The sequence below is a fragment of the Nocardia sp. XZ_19_369 genome, from assembly GCF_015355715.1.
Classification (GTDB): Bacteria; Actinomycetota; Actinomycetes; order Mycobacteriales; family Mycobacteriaceae; genus Nocardia.
In genome coordinates this window covers 139,053-156,106 of record NZ_JACVED010000007.1, presented here as the reverse complement: position 1 = coordinate 156,106, position 17,054 = coordinate 139,053, and the positions used below count along the sequence as shown (strand labels likewise).

At 68.0% G+C, this 17,054-nt stretch carries 14 protein-coding genes; 8 read left to right on the top strand and 6 right to left on the bottom strand.

Annotated features, from left to right (window positions below; genetic code table 11):
• Positions 1–133: 133 nt before the first annotated feature.
• Entirely contained in the window at positions 134–1,480 is a 1,347-nt protein-coding gene (locus IBX18_RS25925; RefSeq protein WP_194836144.1) for a TIGR01777 family oxidoreductase, read from the top strand.
• Between the two features lie 9 nt (positions 1,481–1,489).
• Here the strand turns inward: IBX18_RS25925 and IBX18_RS25920 are convergent, their stop codons facing one another.
• Positions 1,490–2,752 (bottom strand): cyclopropane-fatty-acyl-phospholipid synthase family protein, encoded by a 1,263-nt coding sequence (locus IBX18_RS25920; protein WP_194836143.1) that lies wholly within the window; start codon positions 2,750–2,752, stop codon positions 1,490–1,492.
• Positions 2,753–3,159: 407 nt separating this feature from the next.
• Positions 3,160–4,005 carry a MerR family transcriptional regulator gene (locus IBX18_RS25915; protein WP_194836142.1) on the bottom strand — a complete coding sequence of 282 codons (846 nt, stop codon included), beginning with the start codon at positions 4,003–4,005 and terminating at the stop codon, positions 3,160–3,162.
• Positions 4,006–4,187: 182 nt separating this feature from the next.
• Between IBX18_RS25915 and IBX18_RS25910 the strand changes: the two genes are divergently transcribed.
• Together IBX18_RS25910 and IBX18_RS25905 are read left to right on the top strand one after the other, a co-directional pair.
• Complete coding sequence (locus IBX18_RS25910) at positions 4,188–4,799, top strand: lipocalin family protein (protein ID WP_373889228.1); 612 nt, start codon at positions 4,188–4,190, stop codon at positions 4,797–4,799.
• Positions 4,800–4,924: 125 nt separating this feature from the next.
• Positions 4,925–6,250, top strand: coding sequence for a deoxyribodipyrimidine photo-lyase (locus IBX18_RS25905; protein WP_194836140.1), 1,326 nt, complete (start codon positions 4,925–4,927; stop codon positions 6,248–6,250).
• A gap of 8 nt (positions 6,251–6,258) precedes the next feature.
• Here the strand turns inward: IBX18_RS25905 and IBX18_RS25900 are convergent, their stop codons facing one another.
• Complete coding sequence (locus IBX18_RS25900) at positions 6,259–7,773, bottom strand: cell wall metabolism sensor histidine kinase WalK (protein WP_228541784.1); 1,515 nt, start codon at positions 7,771–7,773, stop codon at positions 6,259–6,261.
• A gap of 492 nt (positions 7,774–8,265) precedes the next feature.
• On the opposite strand from IBX18_RS25900, the gene IBX18_RS25895 reads away from it, so the two are divergent.
• Both IBX18_RS25895 and IBX18_RS25890 read left to right on the top strand, forming a co-directional pair.
• Positions 8,266–9,090 carry an amidohydrolase family protein gene (locus tag IBX18_RS25895; RefSeq protein WP_194836139.1) on the top strand — a complete coding sequence of 275 codons (825 nt, stop codon included), beginning with the start codon at positions 8,266–8,268 and terminating at the stop codon, positions 9,088–9,090.
• Positions 9,091–9,103: 13 nt separating this feature from the next.
• Positions 9,104–9,640 carry an AAA family ATPase gene (locus IBX18_RS25890; RefSeq protein ID WP_194836138.1) on the top strand — a complete coding sequence of 179 codons (537 nt, stop codon included), beginning with the start codon at positions 9,104–9,106 and terminating at the stop codon, positions 9,638–9,640.
• 1 nt (position 9,641) lies between these two features.
• Here IBX18_RS25890 and IBX18_RS25885 read toward each other — a convergent pair whose 3' ends face one another.
• Positions 9,642–10,307, bottom strand: coding sequence for a bifunctional 2-polyprenyl-6-hydroxyphenol methylase/3-demethylubiquinol 3-O-methyltransferase UbiG (locus IBX18_RS25885; RefSeq protein ID WP_194836137.1), 666 nt, complete (start codon positions 10,305–10,307; stop codon positions 9,642–9,644).
• A gap of 60 nt (positions 10,308–10,367) precedes the next feature.
• Entirely contained in the window at positions 10,368–12,152 is a 1,785-nt protein-coding gene (ctaD, locus tag IBX18_RS25880) for a cytochrome c oxidase subunit I (RefSeq protein WP_194836136.1), read from the bottom strand.
• A 199-nt stretch (positions 12,153–12,351) separates the two neighbouring features.
• Between ctaD and IBX18_RS25875 the strand changes: the two genes are divergently transcribed.
• Entirely contained in the window at positions 12,352–13,647 is a 1,296-nt protein-coding gene (locus IBX18_RS25875) for a cytochrome P450 (RefSeq protein WP_194836135.1), read from the top strand.
• A 6-nt stretch (positions 13,648–13,653) separates the two neighbouring features.
• On the opposite strand, the gene IBX18_RS25870 is transcribed toward IBX18_RS25875, so the two are convergent.
• Complete coding sequence (locus IBX18_RS25870; protein WP_147129817.1) at positions 13,654–13,878, bottom strand: hypothetical protein; 225 nt, start codon at positions 13,876–13,878, stop codon at positions 13,654–13,656.
• Positions 13,879–14,109: 231 nt separating this feature from the next.
• On the opposite strand from IBX18_RS25870, the gene IBX18_RS25865 reads away from it, so the two are divergent.
• Entirely contained in the window at positions 14,110–14,940 is an 831-nt protein-coding gene (locus IBX18_RS25865) for a mycofactocin-coupled SDR family oxidoreductase (protein ID WP_194836134.1), read from the top strand.
• A 124-nt stretch (positions 14,941–15,064) separates the two neighbouring features.
• Positions 15,065–17,038 (top strand): cytochrome c oxidase assembly protein, encoded by a 1,974-nt coding sequence (locus IBX18_RS25860; RefSeq protein WP_194836133.1) that lies wholly within the window; start codon positions 15,065–15,067, stop codon positions 17,036–17,038.
• The last annotated feature ends 16 nt before the right edge of the window (positions 17,039–17,054 follow it).

The following is a 17,054-nucleotide window of genomic DNA, read 5'->3' as shown; positions in this document are numbered from 1 at the left end:
ACGATGACTCGTCATATGGTAGAACAAGTTTCAATTGCACGGTATCGCGCGGGCGGGCGGCCGATCCGGGGCGATTTTCGGAATAACGATGCATGAACGTTGCAAAGCGGCGCTACCTCGCTAGAGTCGAGTGATGGGCATCGAGTGTTCGAGCGTCGTCGCGGCACCCCGGTCCGAGGTCTTCGAGTGGCATGCCCGACCAGGCGCGTTCGCGCGGCTCGCGCCGCCGTGGCAGCCGGCGTCGGTGCTCGCGGAGGCCGATTCGCTGGCCGACGGCCGGGCCGTGCTCGGCCTGCCCGGTGGGCTGCGGTGGGTGGCGAAACACGACCCGGCCGGCTATGACCCACCGCAGCGGTTCGTCGATCGGATCGCCGTGGACGGTCTCGGCTCGCTGCCCGCAGGCCTGCTGCTGCGCTGGCGGCACACCCACGATTTCGAGATCGTCGACGACACGCACACCAGGGTGCTCGATCGGGTCGAGTCGCTGGTGCCCGCGTTCACCCTGCGCCCGATGTTCGACTACCGATATCGGCAGCTGGCCGACGACCTGGCCGCGCACGCCGACGCGGCCCGCGCCGGCTTCACCGCCAAGACGATCGCGGTGACCGGTGCGTCGGGGCTGGTCGGCTCGGCCTTGACCGCCTTTCTCTCGACCGGCGGCCACACCGTGCTCCGACTGGTCCGCCATGCGCCGCAAGCCGGTGAAAGGCAATGGAACCCGGACGATCCCGCGCCCGACCTGCTCGACGGAGTCGATGCGGTGGTGCACCTGGCGGGTGCCTCGATCGCGGGTCGATTCACCGACGAGCACAAGCAGGCGATTGTGGACAGCCGGATCGGCCCGACCGAGCAGCTCGCCGCCCTCGCCGCCCGCGCGGGCGTCCCGACCTTCGTCAGCGCGTCCGCCATCGGCTACTACGGCTACGACCGCGGCGACGACCGACTACCCGAGGACGCCTCGCGCGGTGACGGCTTCCTCGCCGACGTGGTCGACGCGTGGGAGGCGGCCACCAGCGCCGCCGCCGACGGCGGGGTCCGGGTGGTCAAGGTGCGCACCGGCATCGTGCAGTCGCCGCGCGGCGGCACCCTGCGCTTGCTGCGGCCGCTGTTCGCTACCGGGCTCGGCGGCCGGATCGGTGACGGCGAGCAGTGGCTGTCCTGGATCGGCATCGATGATCTGGTGGATATCTACTATCGGGCGCTATGGGACAACTCCGTGTCCGGACCGGTGAATGCCGTTGCCCCGCAACCTGTTCGCAATAGTGAGTACACCCATATCCTGGCCGGCGTGCTGCGCAGGCCCGCGCTGCTCCCGGTGCCCGAGTTCGGTCCGGCCCTGCTGCTGGGCGGGCAGGGTGCGCGGGAACTGGCCGCCGCGAGTCAACGGGTGGTGCCCGCTGTGCTCGACAAAGCCGGGCATCGTTTCCGCACACCGGATCTCGCGTCCGCGCTGAAACATCTGCTCGGTCGCACCCGCTGAACTACCCGCTCACGCGTCGCGGGTGAGCAGGATCTGGTGGACATCGAGGTAGCCGCAGCGAAACCCGGCCTCGGCGTGCGCCAGGTACAACCGCCACATCCGGCGGAAGATCGGATCGAAGCCCAGTTCGGCGACCCGGTCGGCCCGCGCATTGAACCGCTGCTGCCACAGGCGCAGGGTGTGCGCATAGTGCTCGCCCATCGACAGTTGTTCGCGGACAACGAGTTCGGTGCGCCGAGCGGCCACGTCGGCGAGCAGTCGGGTGGACGGCAGGAAGCCGCCGGGGAAGATGTACTTATGCACCCAGGTGTAGGTGTCGCGGGTGGCGCGCATGCGGTGGTGCGGCATGGTGATCGCCTGGATCACCGCGCGGCCACCCGGCGCGAGCACCCGGTCGATGGTCTCGAAGAAGGTGTCCAGGTATTCGTAACCGACGGCCTCGATCATCTCCACTGAGACCACCGCGTCGAATTCGCCGGTCACCCTGCGGTAGTCGAGCAGATCGATGGTGACGCGCTCGGACAGGCCCGCGGCGGCGATCCGGTCGAGCGCCAGTGCGCGCTGCTCCGTGGACAGCGTCACCGAACGCACCGACGCGCCGCGGGCGGCCGCGCGCAGCGCCAATTCGCCCCAGCCGGTACCTATTTCGAGCAATCGGGTGCCGGGGCCCACGCCTGCTCGATCGAGGATTCGATCGATCTTGGCCTGCTGTGCGGCGGCGAGGTCGGCCCATCGCGGTGGCGGCGCGGTCGCGGGGAACAGCGCGCTGGAGTAGGTCAGGGTCTCGTCGAGAAACAGCTCGAACAGATTGTTCGACAGGTCGTAGTGCCTGGCGATATTGCTGCGGCTGTTCGATTCGCTGTTGTGCTCGGTAGCAGGGTGTTTCGACACGTATAGGCGGCGTAGCGCCCGCAGCGGGGCGGGGACGAGCCGGTCGATGCGCGCGGCGAACACCGTGAGCGTCGCCGCCGGATCGGGCGACGACCAGTCGCCTGCCATGTACGACTCGCCGAAGCCGATCAGGCCGCCTACCCCGAGCCGCGCGGTGAAGTCCGCCGGGCGGTGCAGGATCAGCCGCGGCGCGTCCGCCCCGCCACGGCCGAGCGCCGTCCCGTCCGGGTATTCGACCCGGATCGGCAACGTGCGCACGGCGCGCCGGAACAGCCGATCCGCCAGCGCGGCGGCGATGGTGGCTCGGGTGCCGGTGGGTACGCGTTCGACATCGGGCCAGGAAGTCGAGGGTCGTGCCGTGACGTGCGATTGGATGCTCACCGCGAAGACTCCTCGAAGTGTTGGGGCGGTCCGGGGACGAGTGGCAGGCCGGGTGCTTGGAGAGGTACGCCGGGCCTGCGCAGGGGCGCCGAGACCGCAAGTGGGGCAAGGGGTACCGCCACTGTCGCGCGCAGGGTGGTACGGACGGTGGCCGAAGAGCAACGCCCGGTCATCGAGGCGGCGAAAATCGGCTGGCGAATGATGCGGGTGCGAGTGGCCCGCATTCGATCGACGGGCTGCCTCGGCGCGCAGTGCTGGTCGAGGTGCCCCCGCGGGTCGCCGGTCCTACGCGGCAGGAAGGTGACTGATCGGTTGCCACCGCTCATACGGCAGCGGATAACCCGACGATTATCCGGCAAACAGGCCGGTTGCTAACTGCCTCGTTATTGCATCGTTTGTCGGGAGCGTCAGCTCAGATGCTCGACGGCGTCCGTCAGGCTCGTCACTCGTTCGGTCGACTCGGGCAGGATCACCGAATCCCAGCCCGGCCCGCCGACGAACACTCGTGCGCCCGCTTCCTGGCAGGCGCGCACCGCCGAGGTCAGCGCCGTCGATTCCTGCTGAGACCACAGCACCACCGAGGCGGGCTGATCATGGCGCGCGAGACTGTCGGTCAGCGCGCCGGTCGGGACGTCCGCGCCGAGCATGTGCGCGCCGACTTCGCACTCGGCCAGCGCCGCGCGCAGTACTTCGAGCGGCAGCGCGTGCGTCTCGCCGCTGGTGCAGGCGAGCACCACCGGTTGCGGTGCGGGTGCGTCGGGCGGCGGATTGGTGCGATGCAGCACCGAGGTGATGCACCACGACAGCAGATGCTCCACGTCGATGCAGCCTTCGCCCGCACCTTGGCGCGCCACGATGTCGGCGAATGCGGGGCGACACAACTGATCCCAGGTGTCCACCACCCCGTAGGCGCGGAAGTGCGCCTCCAGATAGTTGGACACCGCGCGGGTCTCCAGTGTGAAGGCCGCGGCGAGCAACGGGAATCGGTCACCGAGCTGCGGCGCCGGGCCGCGCACCGCCGCTGCCGCGCCCGCCGGGCTGGCGCCGTCCTGGATGAGGGTCAGCATCCGCCCGAGCAGCGCGATGTCGGCCTCGGTGTAGAGGCGGTGTTTGCCGGGGCGGTGCTGCGGCGGGCCGATGTTGTAGCGGCGGTTCCAGCTCCGCAGGGTGGCCGTGGGGATGCCGAGGCGCTCGGCGACCGCGCGGACCGTGTACCCGGCCGCGTCGGAAACGGGAGCGGAACCGGCGGACATCGCCCTATTCTGCCTGTTCCGGTTCGCTCGCTTCACCACGCCCGGGCGGCTGCGCATCGCGCGAGGCGTCCGAGGCAATCGGTTCCGGGTGGTGGCCGGCTTCGCAATTCTCGCCACATTGAATCACTTGTGCATCGTTATCGGCTACCATGGTCGGTGTCGTCGATTCCCGAGGAGTTCGCGTGACATCACGAACGAAGCGGTATCCCGTTCGCCTGCTCGTTGCCCTGGCCGGTCTGGCCGGCTCATTCTTGGCCCTGGGCGGTGCGCAAGCGGCCCCTGTCGCCGCACCGGCACCGGTGCCTTCGCTGGACCTGAACCGGTATCTCGGTACCTGGAATCAGCTCGCGGCGATCCCGCAGTACTTCAATCTTGTCTGTGCGCGCGATACCCAGGCCAACTACGCGCTCGACCCACAGGGCAACATCTCGGTGCGCAACACCTGCACCACCTGGACGAACACGAACAACGAGATCATGGGCACCGCGACGGTCAACGACCGGGCCACCGGTGCGCAGTTGCACGTCAGCTTTCCCGGGGTGCCCACCCAGGAAAGGCTCGACGGGCCGACCAACTACATCGTGACCGCCCTCGGCCCGGATTACTCGTGGGCGCTCGTGACCAACCCGGAGCGGACATCGGGCTTCGTGCTGGCCCGCGCACCGATACTGGATGCGGCAGCATGGTCGCGGGTGCGCGCGGAAATCGTTGCGGCGGGCCAGGATCCGTGCCTATACCTGACCTCACCCAGCACCGGTGGCCGGACGGATATCGTCCCGCTCTGCACGCTCTGACCGAGTGCTCCGGCACCCGCCAGGGTCGCGTCGACGGGGTCCAGCATTGAGCCGCCCGTGGCACCGTGGCGCCACCCTTGTGGTTGCCGGAGTGATTTGTCCCCGCACTGTCCGAAGAGGAGCAGATGACCGTCACCATCGCAGTGTTCACCCGTGACCTGCGGGTGCACGACAATCCGGTGCTCACCGCCGCCCATCGCGAGGGCGCGGCGGTGGTACCGCTGTTCGTCATCGACGACGCCATCGCGGCCGGGCGCTTCGCCGCGCCGAACCGGGCGCGCTTTCTCGCCGCCGCACTGGGCGAGCTGGACGCCGAATTGCGGGCCATCGGTGGCCGGCTGGTGGTGCGGCGCGGCAATGTCGTCGACGCGGTCGCCGAGGTGGCGGCGCAGGTACACGCAGACAGCGTGCACATCGCCGCCGACGTGAGCGGGTACAGCCGCAGGCGCGAACAGGCGCTGCGGGAACGCCTCGAAGAGCGCGGCTGCCTGCTGCACAGCCATGCCGCCACGATCACCGCTGCCGATCCCGAGGTGCTCGTACCGTCCACCGGGCGGGACCATTTCGCCGTCTTCACCCCGTACTTCCGCCGCTGGACCGAGGCGCATCAGCGCAAGCCGTTCGGCAAGCCGCGCGAGCTCACCATGCCGCCGGTGGTGAGCGATCCGCTGCCCGAAGCCGAGCAACTCTGTGCGGGTCCGACGTCGCCGCAGCTCGCCGTGGGTGGCGAGACGACCGGGCGAAAGATACTGCGGGACTGGCTGTCCGGGCCGATCGCGGGCTACGAGGACAACAATGACGATCTCGCCGCCGACGCCACCTCGCACCTCTCGCCGTATCTGCACTTCGGGTGCGTGTCGCCGGTGGAATTGGTGCACCGGGTGGACATGGCGACGCCGGGTGGACACGCCTTCGCACGGCAGCTCGCGTGGCGCGACTTTCATCATCAGCTGCTCGCCGCCAGGCCGGACGCCGCGTGGTCGGACTATCGGCCCCGGTCGGTCACCTGGCGCGATGATCCTCAGGCCGTCACGGCCTGGCAGGACGGACGCACCGGCTACCCGGTCATCGACGCGGCCATGCGGCAATTGCGCGCCGAAGGGTGGATGCCCGGCCGTGCCCGGCTGATCGCCGCGAGCTTCCTGGCCAAATCGCTGCGCGTGGACTGGCGCATCGGGGCCGCGCACTTCCTGCACTGGTTGGTCGACGCCGACCTGGCCAACAATCAACTCAACTGGCAGTGGGTGGCCGGCACCGGCACCGACACCCGGCCGAATCGGGTGCTGAATCCGCTGCGCCAAGCCAAGCGCTACGACCCGGACGGCGACTATGTGCGCCGCTGGCTGCCTGAACTGGCGCACATCCCGGGCGCGGCCGTGCACACGCCGTGGCGCGAGAACGTCGATCCGGGGGTCTACCCGGCACCGATCATCGAATGCGTCGGGATGTAGGGCCTGGATCAGGTTGTCGCACAGGCGGTTTGCTCGCGGGGCAGCGTGACCGTGAAGGTGGCTCCCTCGCCGGGCTTGCTGTGCACCGTGACTCGGCCGCCGTGCGCCGCCACCAGCGCGTGCACGATCGAGAGGCCTAGGCCTGCGCCGCCGCTCGCCCGGTTGCGGGAGCTGTCGGTGCGGTAGAAGCGTTCGAAGACGCGGGCGGCGGCATCGGGTGCGAGTCCGGGGCCGGAGTCGATCACGTCGAGGCGCACCTCGTCGCGAAACGGGGTGAGCCGCACGATGATCGCGGCCTGCGACGGCGTGTGCGCGAGGGCGTTGCCGAGCAGGTTGGCCAGGATCTGGCGCAGTCGTGGTTCGTCGCCGACCACTTCCATCGTGCCTTCGCCCGGGTCGACCACCACGCCGATGCGACGCTCGGGCGTTGCGGGCGTTGGCTTTTGGCGGGCGGCCATGGCTTGGGCGTTGTGCACCGCTTCACCGGCCAGAGCCAGCAGATCCACCGGTTTGCGCTCCAGCGGGCGCTTTTCGTCCAGCCGCGCCAGCAGCAACAGATCCTCGACGAGCAGACTCATCCGTTCGGACTCGGACTCGATGCGGCCGATCACCATGGCGGCATCGGTAGTCGCGCCCTGCCGATACAGCTCGGCGAAACCGCGGATGGTGGTCAGCGGGGTCCGTAACTCGTGGCTGGCGTCGGCGACGAACCGGCGCATCGTGGCCTCGGAACGGCGGGCGGCCTCCTCGGACGCCTCCGTCGCCGCGACGCCGTATTGGATCCGGGCGAGCATCTCGTTCAACGAGCGGGCCAGATGATCGACCTCGGTATCCACGCCGCGCACCGGGACCCGCCGGTGCAGATCGCCGCCCGCGATGGCGGCCGCGGTGTCCTCCACCTCGCGCAGCGGTCGCAGGCTCCGCTGGATCACCAGGTAGCCGACCACGCCGAGGGTGATCAACGCCGCTGTGCCGGTAGCGATCTCGATGAAGATCAAGTGCGAGACCGTCTCCTGGTTGTCGGTGAGCGGCAGGCCGACGGTGGTCGAGCCGTACTGGTTCTCGGTGGTCAATACCCGCCAGCGCACGGACGAGCCGTCGGCCGAGTCGACCGTCACCGGAGCGTCCCCGGACTGCCCCGCGAGATCCGGTATGCCCGAAGCATTGCCGCCACCCGCGACCTCGAAGAACACCTGTCCGCCCGCGCTCTTGTGCAGTTCGAAGAATCGGCGCGGTTGGTCGCCGGGCAACCGCGGCAGTGGGCCGGGTGCGTCGGCCGGGACCCATTGCACGGCACCGTCACTCGTGCGCACCTGCTTCATCGGCCGCGGCTGGGCCCACGAGCGCGCCGCATCGTAGAGCTGCTCGTCGGTGCGTTGGGTCAGCGATCGACTCAGTGCCGAGGTCACCGCCACACCCGAGGCGAGCAGGGCCGCCGCGGTCAGCAGCAGCAACGCGATAACCAACCCGATCCGCAACGGAACCGACGCCACCCGCCGCGCCACCCGCGCCCGCGCGCTCATGCCCGGCTCGCCCGTGCCACACACAGCGGCCGACCAGCGCCGAACGCGCCGATCCACACGAGATAAGTACCGACCATGCGCCCATGATCGCCCCGCAACCGCTGCCCGACCTGCGAGCGAGCTGGGGATTCCCTGTGAGCGCCGCCAGCGGAGGGGTGCCCGCGCCGCGCCGTTGCGATGCGGACACCCGGGCCGGTTGGCTCAGCTACCGATCGTCGGCGATACGGCGTAAAGACCTAATACCCATTCGGTGGGCGGATCACCCCACGAATTTTCGCGGACCTTCCGCATGGAGCTTCGATGCCAGTTCGCTTGGGCGGCGGCGCACTTAGGCGTGGCGCTCGCGGCGGCCGGTGAACTCGGGGGCCGGTACGTTTCGGCGCCAGAGCGGATTTCGATCGCGTGCCTGGATTCGCCGATCCGCCTGAGCGGCGCCGGGACCCTGACTACCGTAAGCGGCGTTGACCGATGCGATATCTGTGGGGAGTGGCGATGGCGATCATCGATGCGTGGGCGCAGCATCCGACGGTACGGATGGTGCAGCACGACATGTTCGATTCGCTGCGGCGCTGGGGTGCACCGCTGCCGACCGAGCAGCCGCCCGTGTCCGCCACGATCGCGGCCATGGATGCCGGGGGCGTCGACGTCGCATTGATCAGTGCCTGGTACGGCCCGGAAGGGGTGTTGATCTCCAACGACGAGGTCGCCTCGTTCGTCGCGGAATCCGACGGCCGGTTGGTCGGCGTCGCCTCGGTGGATCTGCGCAAGCCGATCGCCGCGGTGCATGAATTGCGCCGTGCGGTCAATGAATTGGGCATGCGGGCGCTGCGCATCGTGCCGTGGTTGTGGGGCTTGCCGCCGAACGACCGCCGCTACTACCCGCTGTACGCCGAGTGCGTAGAACTCGGCATTCCCTTCTGCACCCAGGTCGGCCACACCGGCCCGCTGCGTTCCTCGGAGACCGGACGACCGATTCCCTACCTCGACGACGTCGCCCTTGACTTCCCCGAACTGACCATCGTCGGCGGCCACATCGGCTACCCCTGGACCACCGAAATGATCGCGCTCGCAACGAAATACCCGAACGTGCACATCGACACCTCGGCCTACACCGTCCGCCGATACCCACCCGAACTGGTGACCTACCTCCAGGGCCACGGCCGCGAAAAAGTCCTCTTCGGCACCAACTACCCCATGATCATGCCCAACCGAGCCCTGACCGGCCTCGACGACCTGAACCTCGACAACGAAGTCCGCGACCTGTTCCTCGCCGGCAACGCCCGCCGAGTCTTCCACCTGGAGACGCCCGAACGCTGAGGAGCACCGGCAGATGGCCGAATTTCTGGTGCTGGTCAATGGATTGCCGGGCTCCGGTAAGACGACGCTCGGGCGATCGCTGGCGGTGGCGTTGGGGGCGGAGTTCTTGTCGAAGGACACGGTCAAGGAGGCCCTGGCGGACTGTGTTGCCGACGCCGCTGCCATCCCTGAGTTGGGTGGCATCGCGATGGATGCGGTGTGGGCGTTGGCGCGGGCGGCGCCGGGGACTGTTGTCATCGACTCGTGGTGGTTCAGGCCGCGGGACTTGTCTTTTGCCGCAACGGGAATCGACAAGTCCGGCGCTGATCGGGTCGTGGAGGTGTGGTGTGACATCCCCGCCGAACTGGCGAAAGCTCGCTACGCGGATAGGCGCCGGGCCGCGATACATCGGGACGAGCAGCGCCTTGTCAGTGACTGGGCGGTGTGGGCGGCGCAGGCCGAACCGCTCGACCTCGCGCCGACGGTTCGGGTGGATACGGCGCGGCCGGTTTGTGGTGCCGAGGTGGCGGTGGAGGTCGAGCGGGTGGCTGTTCGGTGGACGCGCGGGTGAATCAGTGGCGGCGGATGCGGAGGATGTTGTCCTGGCGGGTTCCGGGTTCGCCTTCGGGGCCGGCGTGTTCGCGGTCGACGACTTCGTCGACTTCGACGGTCCATTCGGTGGGGGTGAGGTGGAGGGCGGTGCGGACCTCGGCGGTGGTGGGGAGGTGGATGTTGGGCGGGTCTTGGACCCAGGTGGGCCAGCCGGCGTGGCCGACGATGAGGAGCAGGCCGCCGGGGGCGACGGCGTCGGCGGCGCGGCGCAGGATCTTCTCGCGTTCGTCGGCCTGTGCCACGGGGGAGTGCAGGTATTGGGCGTTGACGAGGTCGAACTGTCCTCCGGGGAAGGAGTTCGCGAGATCGTGTTGCTGCCAGTCGATGTCGATGATGCCCTCGTCGGCGGCGTGGGCGCGAGCGCGGCCCAGTGCGGTCTCCGAGACGTCGATGGCGGTGACGCGCCAACCGCGTTGGGCCAGCCAGACGGCGTCGGCGCCTTCCGCGCACCCGAGGTCCAGGGCGGAACCAGGCGACACCGATTCGATCTCGCGGACGAGGAAGACGTTGGGCAACCCGGACCAGACGCGTTCCCGCTCCTGGTAGAAGTGCTCCCAGTAGCCCACCGTATCGTCGCCGTCGTAGGGGGTCATATGGCTGCTGCCGTGGTTGTGTGTCTCGGTCATGAGCACCACGATCCACGCGCGAGGCTGTTCTGGCAAACTTCTTTGCTGATTCAGCAATAGCTATTCGGGCGTGCTCTCGGTACCCGGCTTTTTCTCCAGCGAGGGCCTGTTCTCCTCGTCGAGCGCACGATCCTGGACGAGCATGGCCGCCCGCTGCTCGGCACCCCAGCCCGCGTACGCCTCGGTCCGCATCTTCTCCACCATGTGCGGGTAGTGCAACTCGAAGGCCGGACGCTCGGACCGGATCCGCGGCAGCTCGTAGAAGTTGTGCCGCGGCGGCGGGCAGGTGGTCGCCCATTCCAGCGAGTTCCCATAACCCCACGGATCGTCCACGGTGACCACTTCGCCGTACCGGTAGCTCTTGAAGACGTTCCAGATGAACGGCAGCATCGACGCGCCGAGCACGAACGCGCCGATGGAGGAGACGGTGTTCAGCACGGTGAACCCGTCGCTGGGCAGATAGTCGGCGTAGCGCCGCGGCATGCCCTCCGAACCCACCCAGTGCTGCACCAGGAACGTGGTGTGGAAGCCGACGAACGTCGTCCAGAAATGCAACTTTCCGAGGCGCTCGTCCATCAGCCGCCCGGTCATCTTCGGGAACCAGAAGTAGATACCCGCGAACGTCGCGAACACGATGGTCCCGAACAGCACGTAATGGAAGTGCGCCACCACGAAATACGAGTCGGTGACGTGGAAGTCGAGCGGCGGGCTGGCCAGGATGATGCCCGACAGACCACCGAACAGGAAGGTCACCAGGAAGCCCAGTGACCACAGCATCGGCGTCTCGAAGGTCAACTGCCCGCGCCACATCGTGAAGATCCAGTTGAAGAACTTCACCCCGGTGGGCACCGCGATCAGGAAGGTCATCAGCGAAAAGAACGGCAGCAGAACAGATCCTGTCGCGTACATGTGGTGCGCCCAGACCGCCACCGACAGCGCGCCGATCGAGATCGTCGCGTACACCAGTGCGGTGTAACCGAACAGCGGCTTGCGGCTGAACACCGGGAAGATCTCGGTGACGATACCGAAGAACGGCAGCGCCACGATATACACCTCGGGATGGCCGAAGAACCAGAACAGGTGCTGCCACAGGATCACGCCACCGTTGGCCGGGTCGTAGATGTGCGCGCCGAGATGGCGGTCGATCGCCAGCGCGAACAGCGCGGCCGTCAGGATCGGAAAGGCAAGCAGCACAAGGATGCTGGTGATCAGGATGTTCCAGGTGAAGATGGGCATCCGGAACATGATCATGCCGGGCGCGCGCAGGCAGATGATCGTGGTGATCATGTTGACGCCGCCGAGAATGGTGCCGAGGCCGGACAGGATCAGGCCCATGATCCAGAGATCGCCGCCCACCCCGGGCGCGTGCTGGAAGTTGCTCAGCGGCGTGTACCCGGTCCAGCCGAAGTCGGCGGCCCCGCCGGGCGTGATGAAACCTGCGGTCGCGATGGTGGCCCCGAACAGATACAGCCAATAGCTGAACGCGTTGAGCCGCGGAAACGCGACGTCCGGCGCGCCGATCTGCAAGGGCAGCACGGCATTCGCGAAGCCGAAGACGATCGGGGTGGCGTAGAACAGCAGCATCAGGGTGCCGTGCATGGTGAACAGCTGGTTGTACTGCTCCGGGGAGAGGAACTGCATGCCGGGCCGGGCCAGTTCGCCGCGCATCAGCAGCGCCATCAGTCCGCCGATGAAGAAGAACGACATCGCCGAGACCAGATACATGACCCCGAGCACCTTCGGATCGGTGGTCGTGATCATCTTCCAGATGTAGGAACCCTTCGGCCCCATCCGTCGCGGATACGGTCGAACCGCCTGAAGTTGTTCGGTCTGCGTCACACTCATGGCCGTCGCCACCTCCGAACCGCCGTCCAGCTATGGCCGGCGCGACCGGCCTGTCTCCACCAAACCATGTGACCGCCGTCTCATGTCATGGATTGATCGACTTTGCCGAAGGTTCGCCTCGTCTGCCACCACGGTCCGATGCGCGCCGCGCCACCGGTGCGTACCGTGAGGGAATTCGACAGCACAGGCGGGGGCCACGATGAAGAGTTGGATCAGGTGGGCGATACTGCACGGCGGTCCGGGCGTCTTCCTCCGAATTCGGGCCCGCCGCGGCGATCCCGTGTCCGAGATCCTGGCGGGCCGGCGCGCCGGACCGAACCCCTACCCGTTCGGTGACCGGGTCCGGGAGCAGGGCAGGCTGGTCCGGACTCCGTTCTCCTGGGTCTCCGCCGACCACGAGGTCTGCCGAAACATTCTGCGCGACAAAAACTTCGGCGTCACCCCGCCGGAGACGATGAACCTGCCCGGCCCCGTGCTGCGCCTGCTGCGAGCCACCGATCCGAAGCTGGCGAACCCGGTGGAGCCACCGTCGATGCTGATGGTCGACCCACCGGAGCACACCCGGTACCGCAAGCTCGTCGCGCAGGAATTCACCCCGCGCGCCATCGCCCGCCTGCGCGATCGGATCGCCGAGGTGACCGACGAACTGCTGGCCGACCTGGCGACCCGACCCGCCGCCGACCTGATCCAGGACTTCGCGCGGCTACTGCCGGTGGCGATCATCTGCGAAATCCTCGGTGTGCCGAAGGAAAAAGAGGCCGAGCTACTGGAACTCGGCCACGCGGGCGCGCCACTGCTGGACGTCGGCATCTCCTGGCGTGCCTTCCGCCGCGCGATGGCCGCCCTGCGGGACAGCCAGGACTACCTCGAAGGCCACATCGAGCAATTGCGCGCCGAGCCCGGCGACAACATCCTCAGCGAGCTGACCGTCGGCGGCCTGCTGACCAAGCCGGAGTTGATGGCTACGGCCACGCTGGTCACCGGGGCGGGCTTCGAAACGACGGTCAACCTGCTCGGCAACGGCATCGTGGCGTTGCACGAGAACCCGGATCAACTCGACCTGCTGCGGGCGGAGCCGCACCGGTGGCCCGGCGCCGTCGAGGAGATCCTGCGCTACGACAGCCCCGTGCAGATGACCGCCCGAATCGCGTTGTGCGACAGGGAGATAGCGGGCCACACGATCGCACGCGGCGAGATGGTCTCGCTGCTGCTCGGTGCCGCCAACCGCGACCCGGCCGTCTTCGACGACCCCACGCGATTCGACGTGACCAGGTCCAACGCGAAGGACCACCTGTCGTTCAGCAGTGGCGTGCACGCTTGTCTGGGCGCCAGCCTGGCCAGGACGGAGGGCGTGATCGCCCTGTCCGCGCTGTACGAGCGCTTCCCCGGGCTGCGGCTCACCGGCCCGCCCGAGCGCCGCGGACTGGTCAATCTCCGTGGCTATCAACGGATACCGGCCGCGCCGGGACTGCCCGCGGCCGGTAGTACCGGCTGATCCCGCTCAGCAGTCGAGCGGGTCGCGCACCAGCATCCCCTCGACCGCGCGCAGCCGGTCGCTCATGGTCGACAGTAGATCGATGGAGTCGTGCGAGAGCCCGACCACGGTGTACATCAGCCTGCGCAGCCGCGGGCTGTCCAGCGCGCGCACCACGGTCACGTCGTAGTCGGTATCGATAGGTCGGACGAGCTGGTCGAGATCCACGGCGCGGTACTCACAATCGGTCATCTGGCCCCCTGGGACCATTGTGGGCGCGCTGGGCCGCGCGCCTGGGTGTTGTGGCGCAGACAAGTCCTACCGGATGCTGCGACACACACCGCATCCACTTCGTCGCTGCGCCGACCCGGAACGTTTCGTGCATTGGACTGGACAATACGAACGTAAACGGCAACCGCACACCGATCCGGCATGAAACGATGGCTTCGGCCGAACACATGCCGATCTGGTGAGGGGCCCGATATGGGGAATCTCGATGACAAGGTAGCGGTGATCACCGGCGGTGCCCGCGGGCAGGGTCGTGCTCATGCGGTCGCGCTGGCAGCAGCGGGTGCGGACATCGTGGTCTGCGATATTGCCCAGCAGATCGCGAGCGTGCCGTATGCGATGAGCGCCGAGGACGATCTGGCCGAGACGGCCAAGCTGGTCGAGGAGACCGGTCGCCGCTGCGTGCCGCTCGAGGCCGATGTGCGCAGTCAGACGGAGATGAACGCGGTCGCTCAGCGCGCCATCGATGACTTCGGTCACATCGACATCCTGATCGCCAATGCCGGCATCGCGTCCAACGCGCCGATCGCCGAGATGGGCGACGAGATGTGGCAGGACATGATCGACACCAATCTGAACGGTGTCTTCCACAGCATCCGCGCGGTGCTGCCGCACATGATCGAACGCCGCTGGGGCCGCATCGTGGCCACCTCCTCCATCGTGGCGCGGATGGGCGTGCGCAACGCCGGACACTATGCGGCCGCGAAATGGGGTGTGGTCGGTCTGGTCAAGTCGGTGTCGCTGGAGGTGGTGGAGTACGGGATCACCGTCAACGCGGTGCTGCCCGGCGGCGTGGACACCGACATGATCCAGAACCCGGCGATGTATCGACTGATGCTGCCGGACAAGGAGAATCCCACCAGGGAAGACGTGATGGAGATGTTCGCCTCCGGTCCGCCGAACGGCGATCTGATCGCCCCGGACGAGGTCGCCGACGCGGTGTTGCTGCTGGTGTCCGAGCACGGGCGGCACTTCAACGGCGAGGCACTGACGATCTCCGGCGGAATCAGCGCGAACACCGTCTGAGCCACGAGCTCCACCACCCACGAAATGTGACCTGCATCGCAGTCGGGCCGACGTCGGAACTTTCCCGCCCTCGCGGCCGACCGGTCAGCGAGGCCTGGTTCAGGGGCAACTTTCGTACGCGAGGATGGTGGACGGCAACGTGCAGGTGAAACGCTCGACAGTCCACCTCGTCTGGCTGGTCGCGGCGGCTGTTCTGCTCGCCCTCGTCATCGGCTCGGTGGTGGAAGCGGGTGCGACGCCGTACCGGGCCGCCGGAACCGCCTATCCGGGATTCGCCGACGTGCTCGCGTACGTGGTGCTGCGCGTTGTCGCCGCGCTGGCGGGAGCGACCGCGCTCGGTGCGCTGGTCTACGCGGTGTGCTGCACCGCGGTCACCGGCCGCGGCCGCCTCGAGGTCGACGGCTATTCCGGACTGCGCCTGGCCGAGCGAGCCGGTGCGGTGTGGCTGGTGTCGGCGCTGGCGCTGATCCCGGTGACCGCCGCGAATGTAGGCGGATTGACCTTCTCGAATCTCTTCCGGCTCGGCGCGCTCGGCCCGCTGATCGACGCCAGCGAAAAGCCGAAGGCCTGGATCGTGGTCGCCCTGCTCGCCGCAGTGGTGACGCTCGGTGCTCGAATGATGTTGTCCTGGAACGGGGCAGCGGTGCTCATGCTGGTGGCCGCCATCGGCGTGCTGCCGCCCGCGATGGTGGGCAACGCGGGGGAGGGGCCGAATCACGACTACGGCACCGGCGCGATGATCATCTTCCAGCTCGCCGTGTCGGTGCTGCCCGGACTGCTGTGGTGCGTCGCGGAACACCTGCGGCGCAACGGGTCCCACGCGCGCACCGCGGTACGGCGCGGCGCGACGATCACCCTGCTGTGCCTGGCGGCGGCGACACTCAGCGGCCTCGTGCTCTGGCTGATCCTGCTGCCCTGGTCGGATGTGCTCGGCACCGGGTACGGGCGGCTGGCACTGGTGGTGGTCGCGGTAGGCGTCGACCTCGCGCTGACGATGCGCGTGGTGCTACGCCACCGGAAGCCCGGTGCCCGCACCGCCTTCCTGATCGCCTGCGCCGGAGCACTTTCCGCGACAGCGCTCGGCGCGACGGTGGCCATGGCGGTGCAGCCCGCCCCGGCCTTCGCCGACCGGTCGTTCACCGCGCAGCAGGTCTTCCTCGGCTTCGACCTGTTCGACCGGCCGAACCTGCTGCGGTTGATGACGTTGTGGCGCTTCGACATCGTGCTCGGCACCGCCGCGGTGGTCGCGATCGTGCTGTACGCGCTCGGCGTGCTGCGGTTGTGGCGGCGCGGCGACGAATGGTCGAAGTGGCGCACCATCTCCTGGATCAGCGGCTGCGTGGCGCTGCTGATCGCGACCTCCTCGGGCATCGGCACCTACGGATTCGCGATGTTCAGCATGCACATGATCACGCACATGGCCTTGAACATGTTCGTGCCGGTGCTGCTGGTGCTCGGCGCGCCGGTGACCCTGCTGCTGCGCGCGGTCCCGGCGGCCAAGCGCGGCCAGGTGCACGGTGTGCGCGAATGGGTGCTCGCGCTGTTGCATTCGCGACCGACCGCGGTGATCGCGCACCCCGCGATCGCGCTGTCGTTGTTCGTGATCTCGCTCTACGGCTTGTATTTCACGCCACTGTTCGAGAGCCTGATTCGCTACCACTGGGGGCACGTGCTGATGAACGTGCACTTCCTGATCGTCGGCTACCTGTACTACTGGGGCATCATCGGCATCGACCCGGGCCCGCGGCGGCTGCCGCATCTGGGCAGGCTCGGGATGTTGTTCGCGGTCATGCCTTTTCACGCTTTCTTCGGTGTCGCGGTGATGTCGATGAACACCGTCATCGGGTCGCGCTTCTACACCAACCTGCAACTGCCGTGGCGGATCGACCTGCTCGCCGATCAGCGCGTCGGCGGCGGCATCGCCTGGGTCTCCGGCGAGATCCCGATTCTGCTCGTGGTCGGCGCGCTGCTCACCCAGTGGGTGGCCCAGGACCGCCGCACCGCGGTGCGCACCGATCGCAAGGACGACGACTACGGCGACTCCGATCTCGCCGCGTACAACGCCATGCTGGACCAATTGGCCCAGTCCCGCCGCTGACGCCTTGCCGAGCGCG

Coding starts and splice junctions, on each gene's coding strand:
- IBX18_RS25915 (WP_194836142.1), bottom strand. CDS start 4,005: ATGTCCGCCGGTTCCGCTCCCGTTTCCGACGCGGCCGGGTACACGGTC.
- IBX18_RS25925 (WP_194836144.1), top strand. CDS start 134: ATGGGCATCGAGTGTTCGAGCGTCGTCGCGGCACCCCGGTCCGAGGTC.
- ctaD (WP_194836136.1), bottom strand. CDS start 12,152: ATGAGTGTGACGCAGACCGAACAACTTCAGGCGGTTCGACCGTATCCG.
- IBX18_RS25865 (WP_194836134.1), top strand. CDS start 14,110: ATGGGGAATCTCGATGACAAGGTAGCGGTGATCACCGGCGGTGCCCGC.
- IBX18_RS25870 (WP_147129817.1), bottom strand. CDS start 13,878: ATGACCGATTGTGAGTACCGCGCCGTGGATCTCGACCAGCTCGTCCGA.
- IBX18_RS25885 (WP_194836137.1), bottom strand. CDS start 10,307: ATGACCGAGACACACAACCACGGCAGCAGCCATATGACCCCCTACGAC.
- IBX18_RS25900 (WP_228541784.1), bottom strand. CDS start 7,773: ATGAGCGCGCGGGCGCGGGTGGCGCGGCGGGTGGCGTCGGTTCCGTTG.
- IBX18_RS25860 (WP_194836133.1), top strand. CDS start 15,065: ATGGTGGACGGCAACGTGCAGGTGAAACGCTCGACAGTCCACCTCGTC.
- IBX18_RS25875 (WP_194836135.1), top strand. CDS start 12,352: ATGAAGAGTTGGATCAGGTGGGCGATACTGCACGGCGGTCCGGGCGTC.
- IBX18_RS25890 (WP_194836138.1), top strand. CDS start 9,104: ATGGCCGAATTTCTGGTGCTGGTCAATGGATTGCCGGGCTCCGGTAAG.
- IBX18_RS25895 (WP_194836139.1), top strand. CDS start 8,266: ATGGCGATCATCGATGCGTGGGCGCAGCATCCGACGGTACGGATGGTG.
- IBX18_RS25905 (WP_194836140.1), top strand. CDS start 4,925: ATGACCGTCACCATCGCAGTGTTCACCCGTGACCTGCGGGTGCACGAC.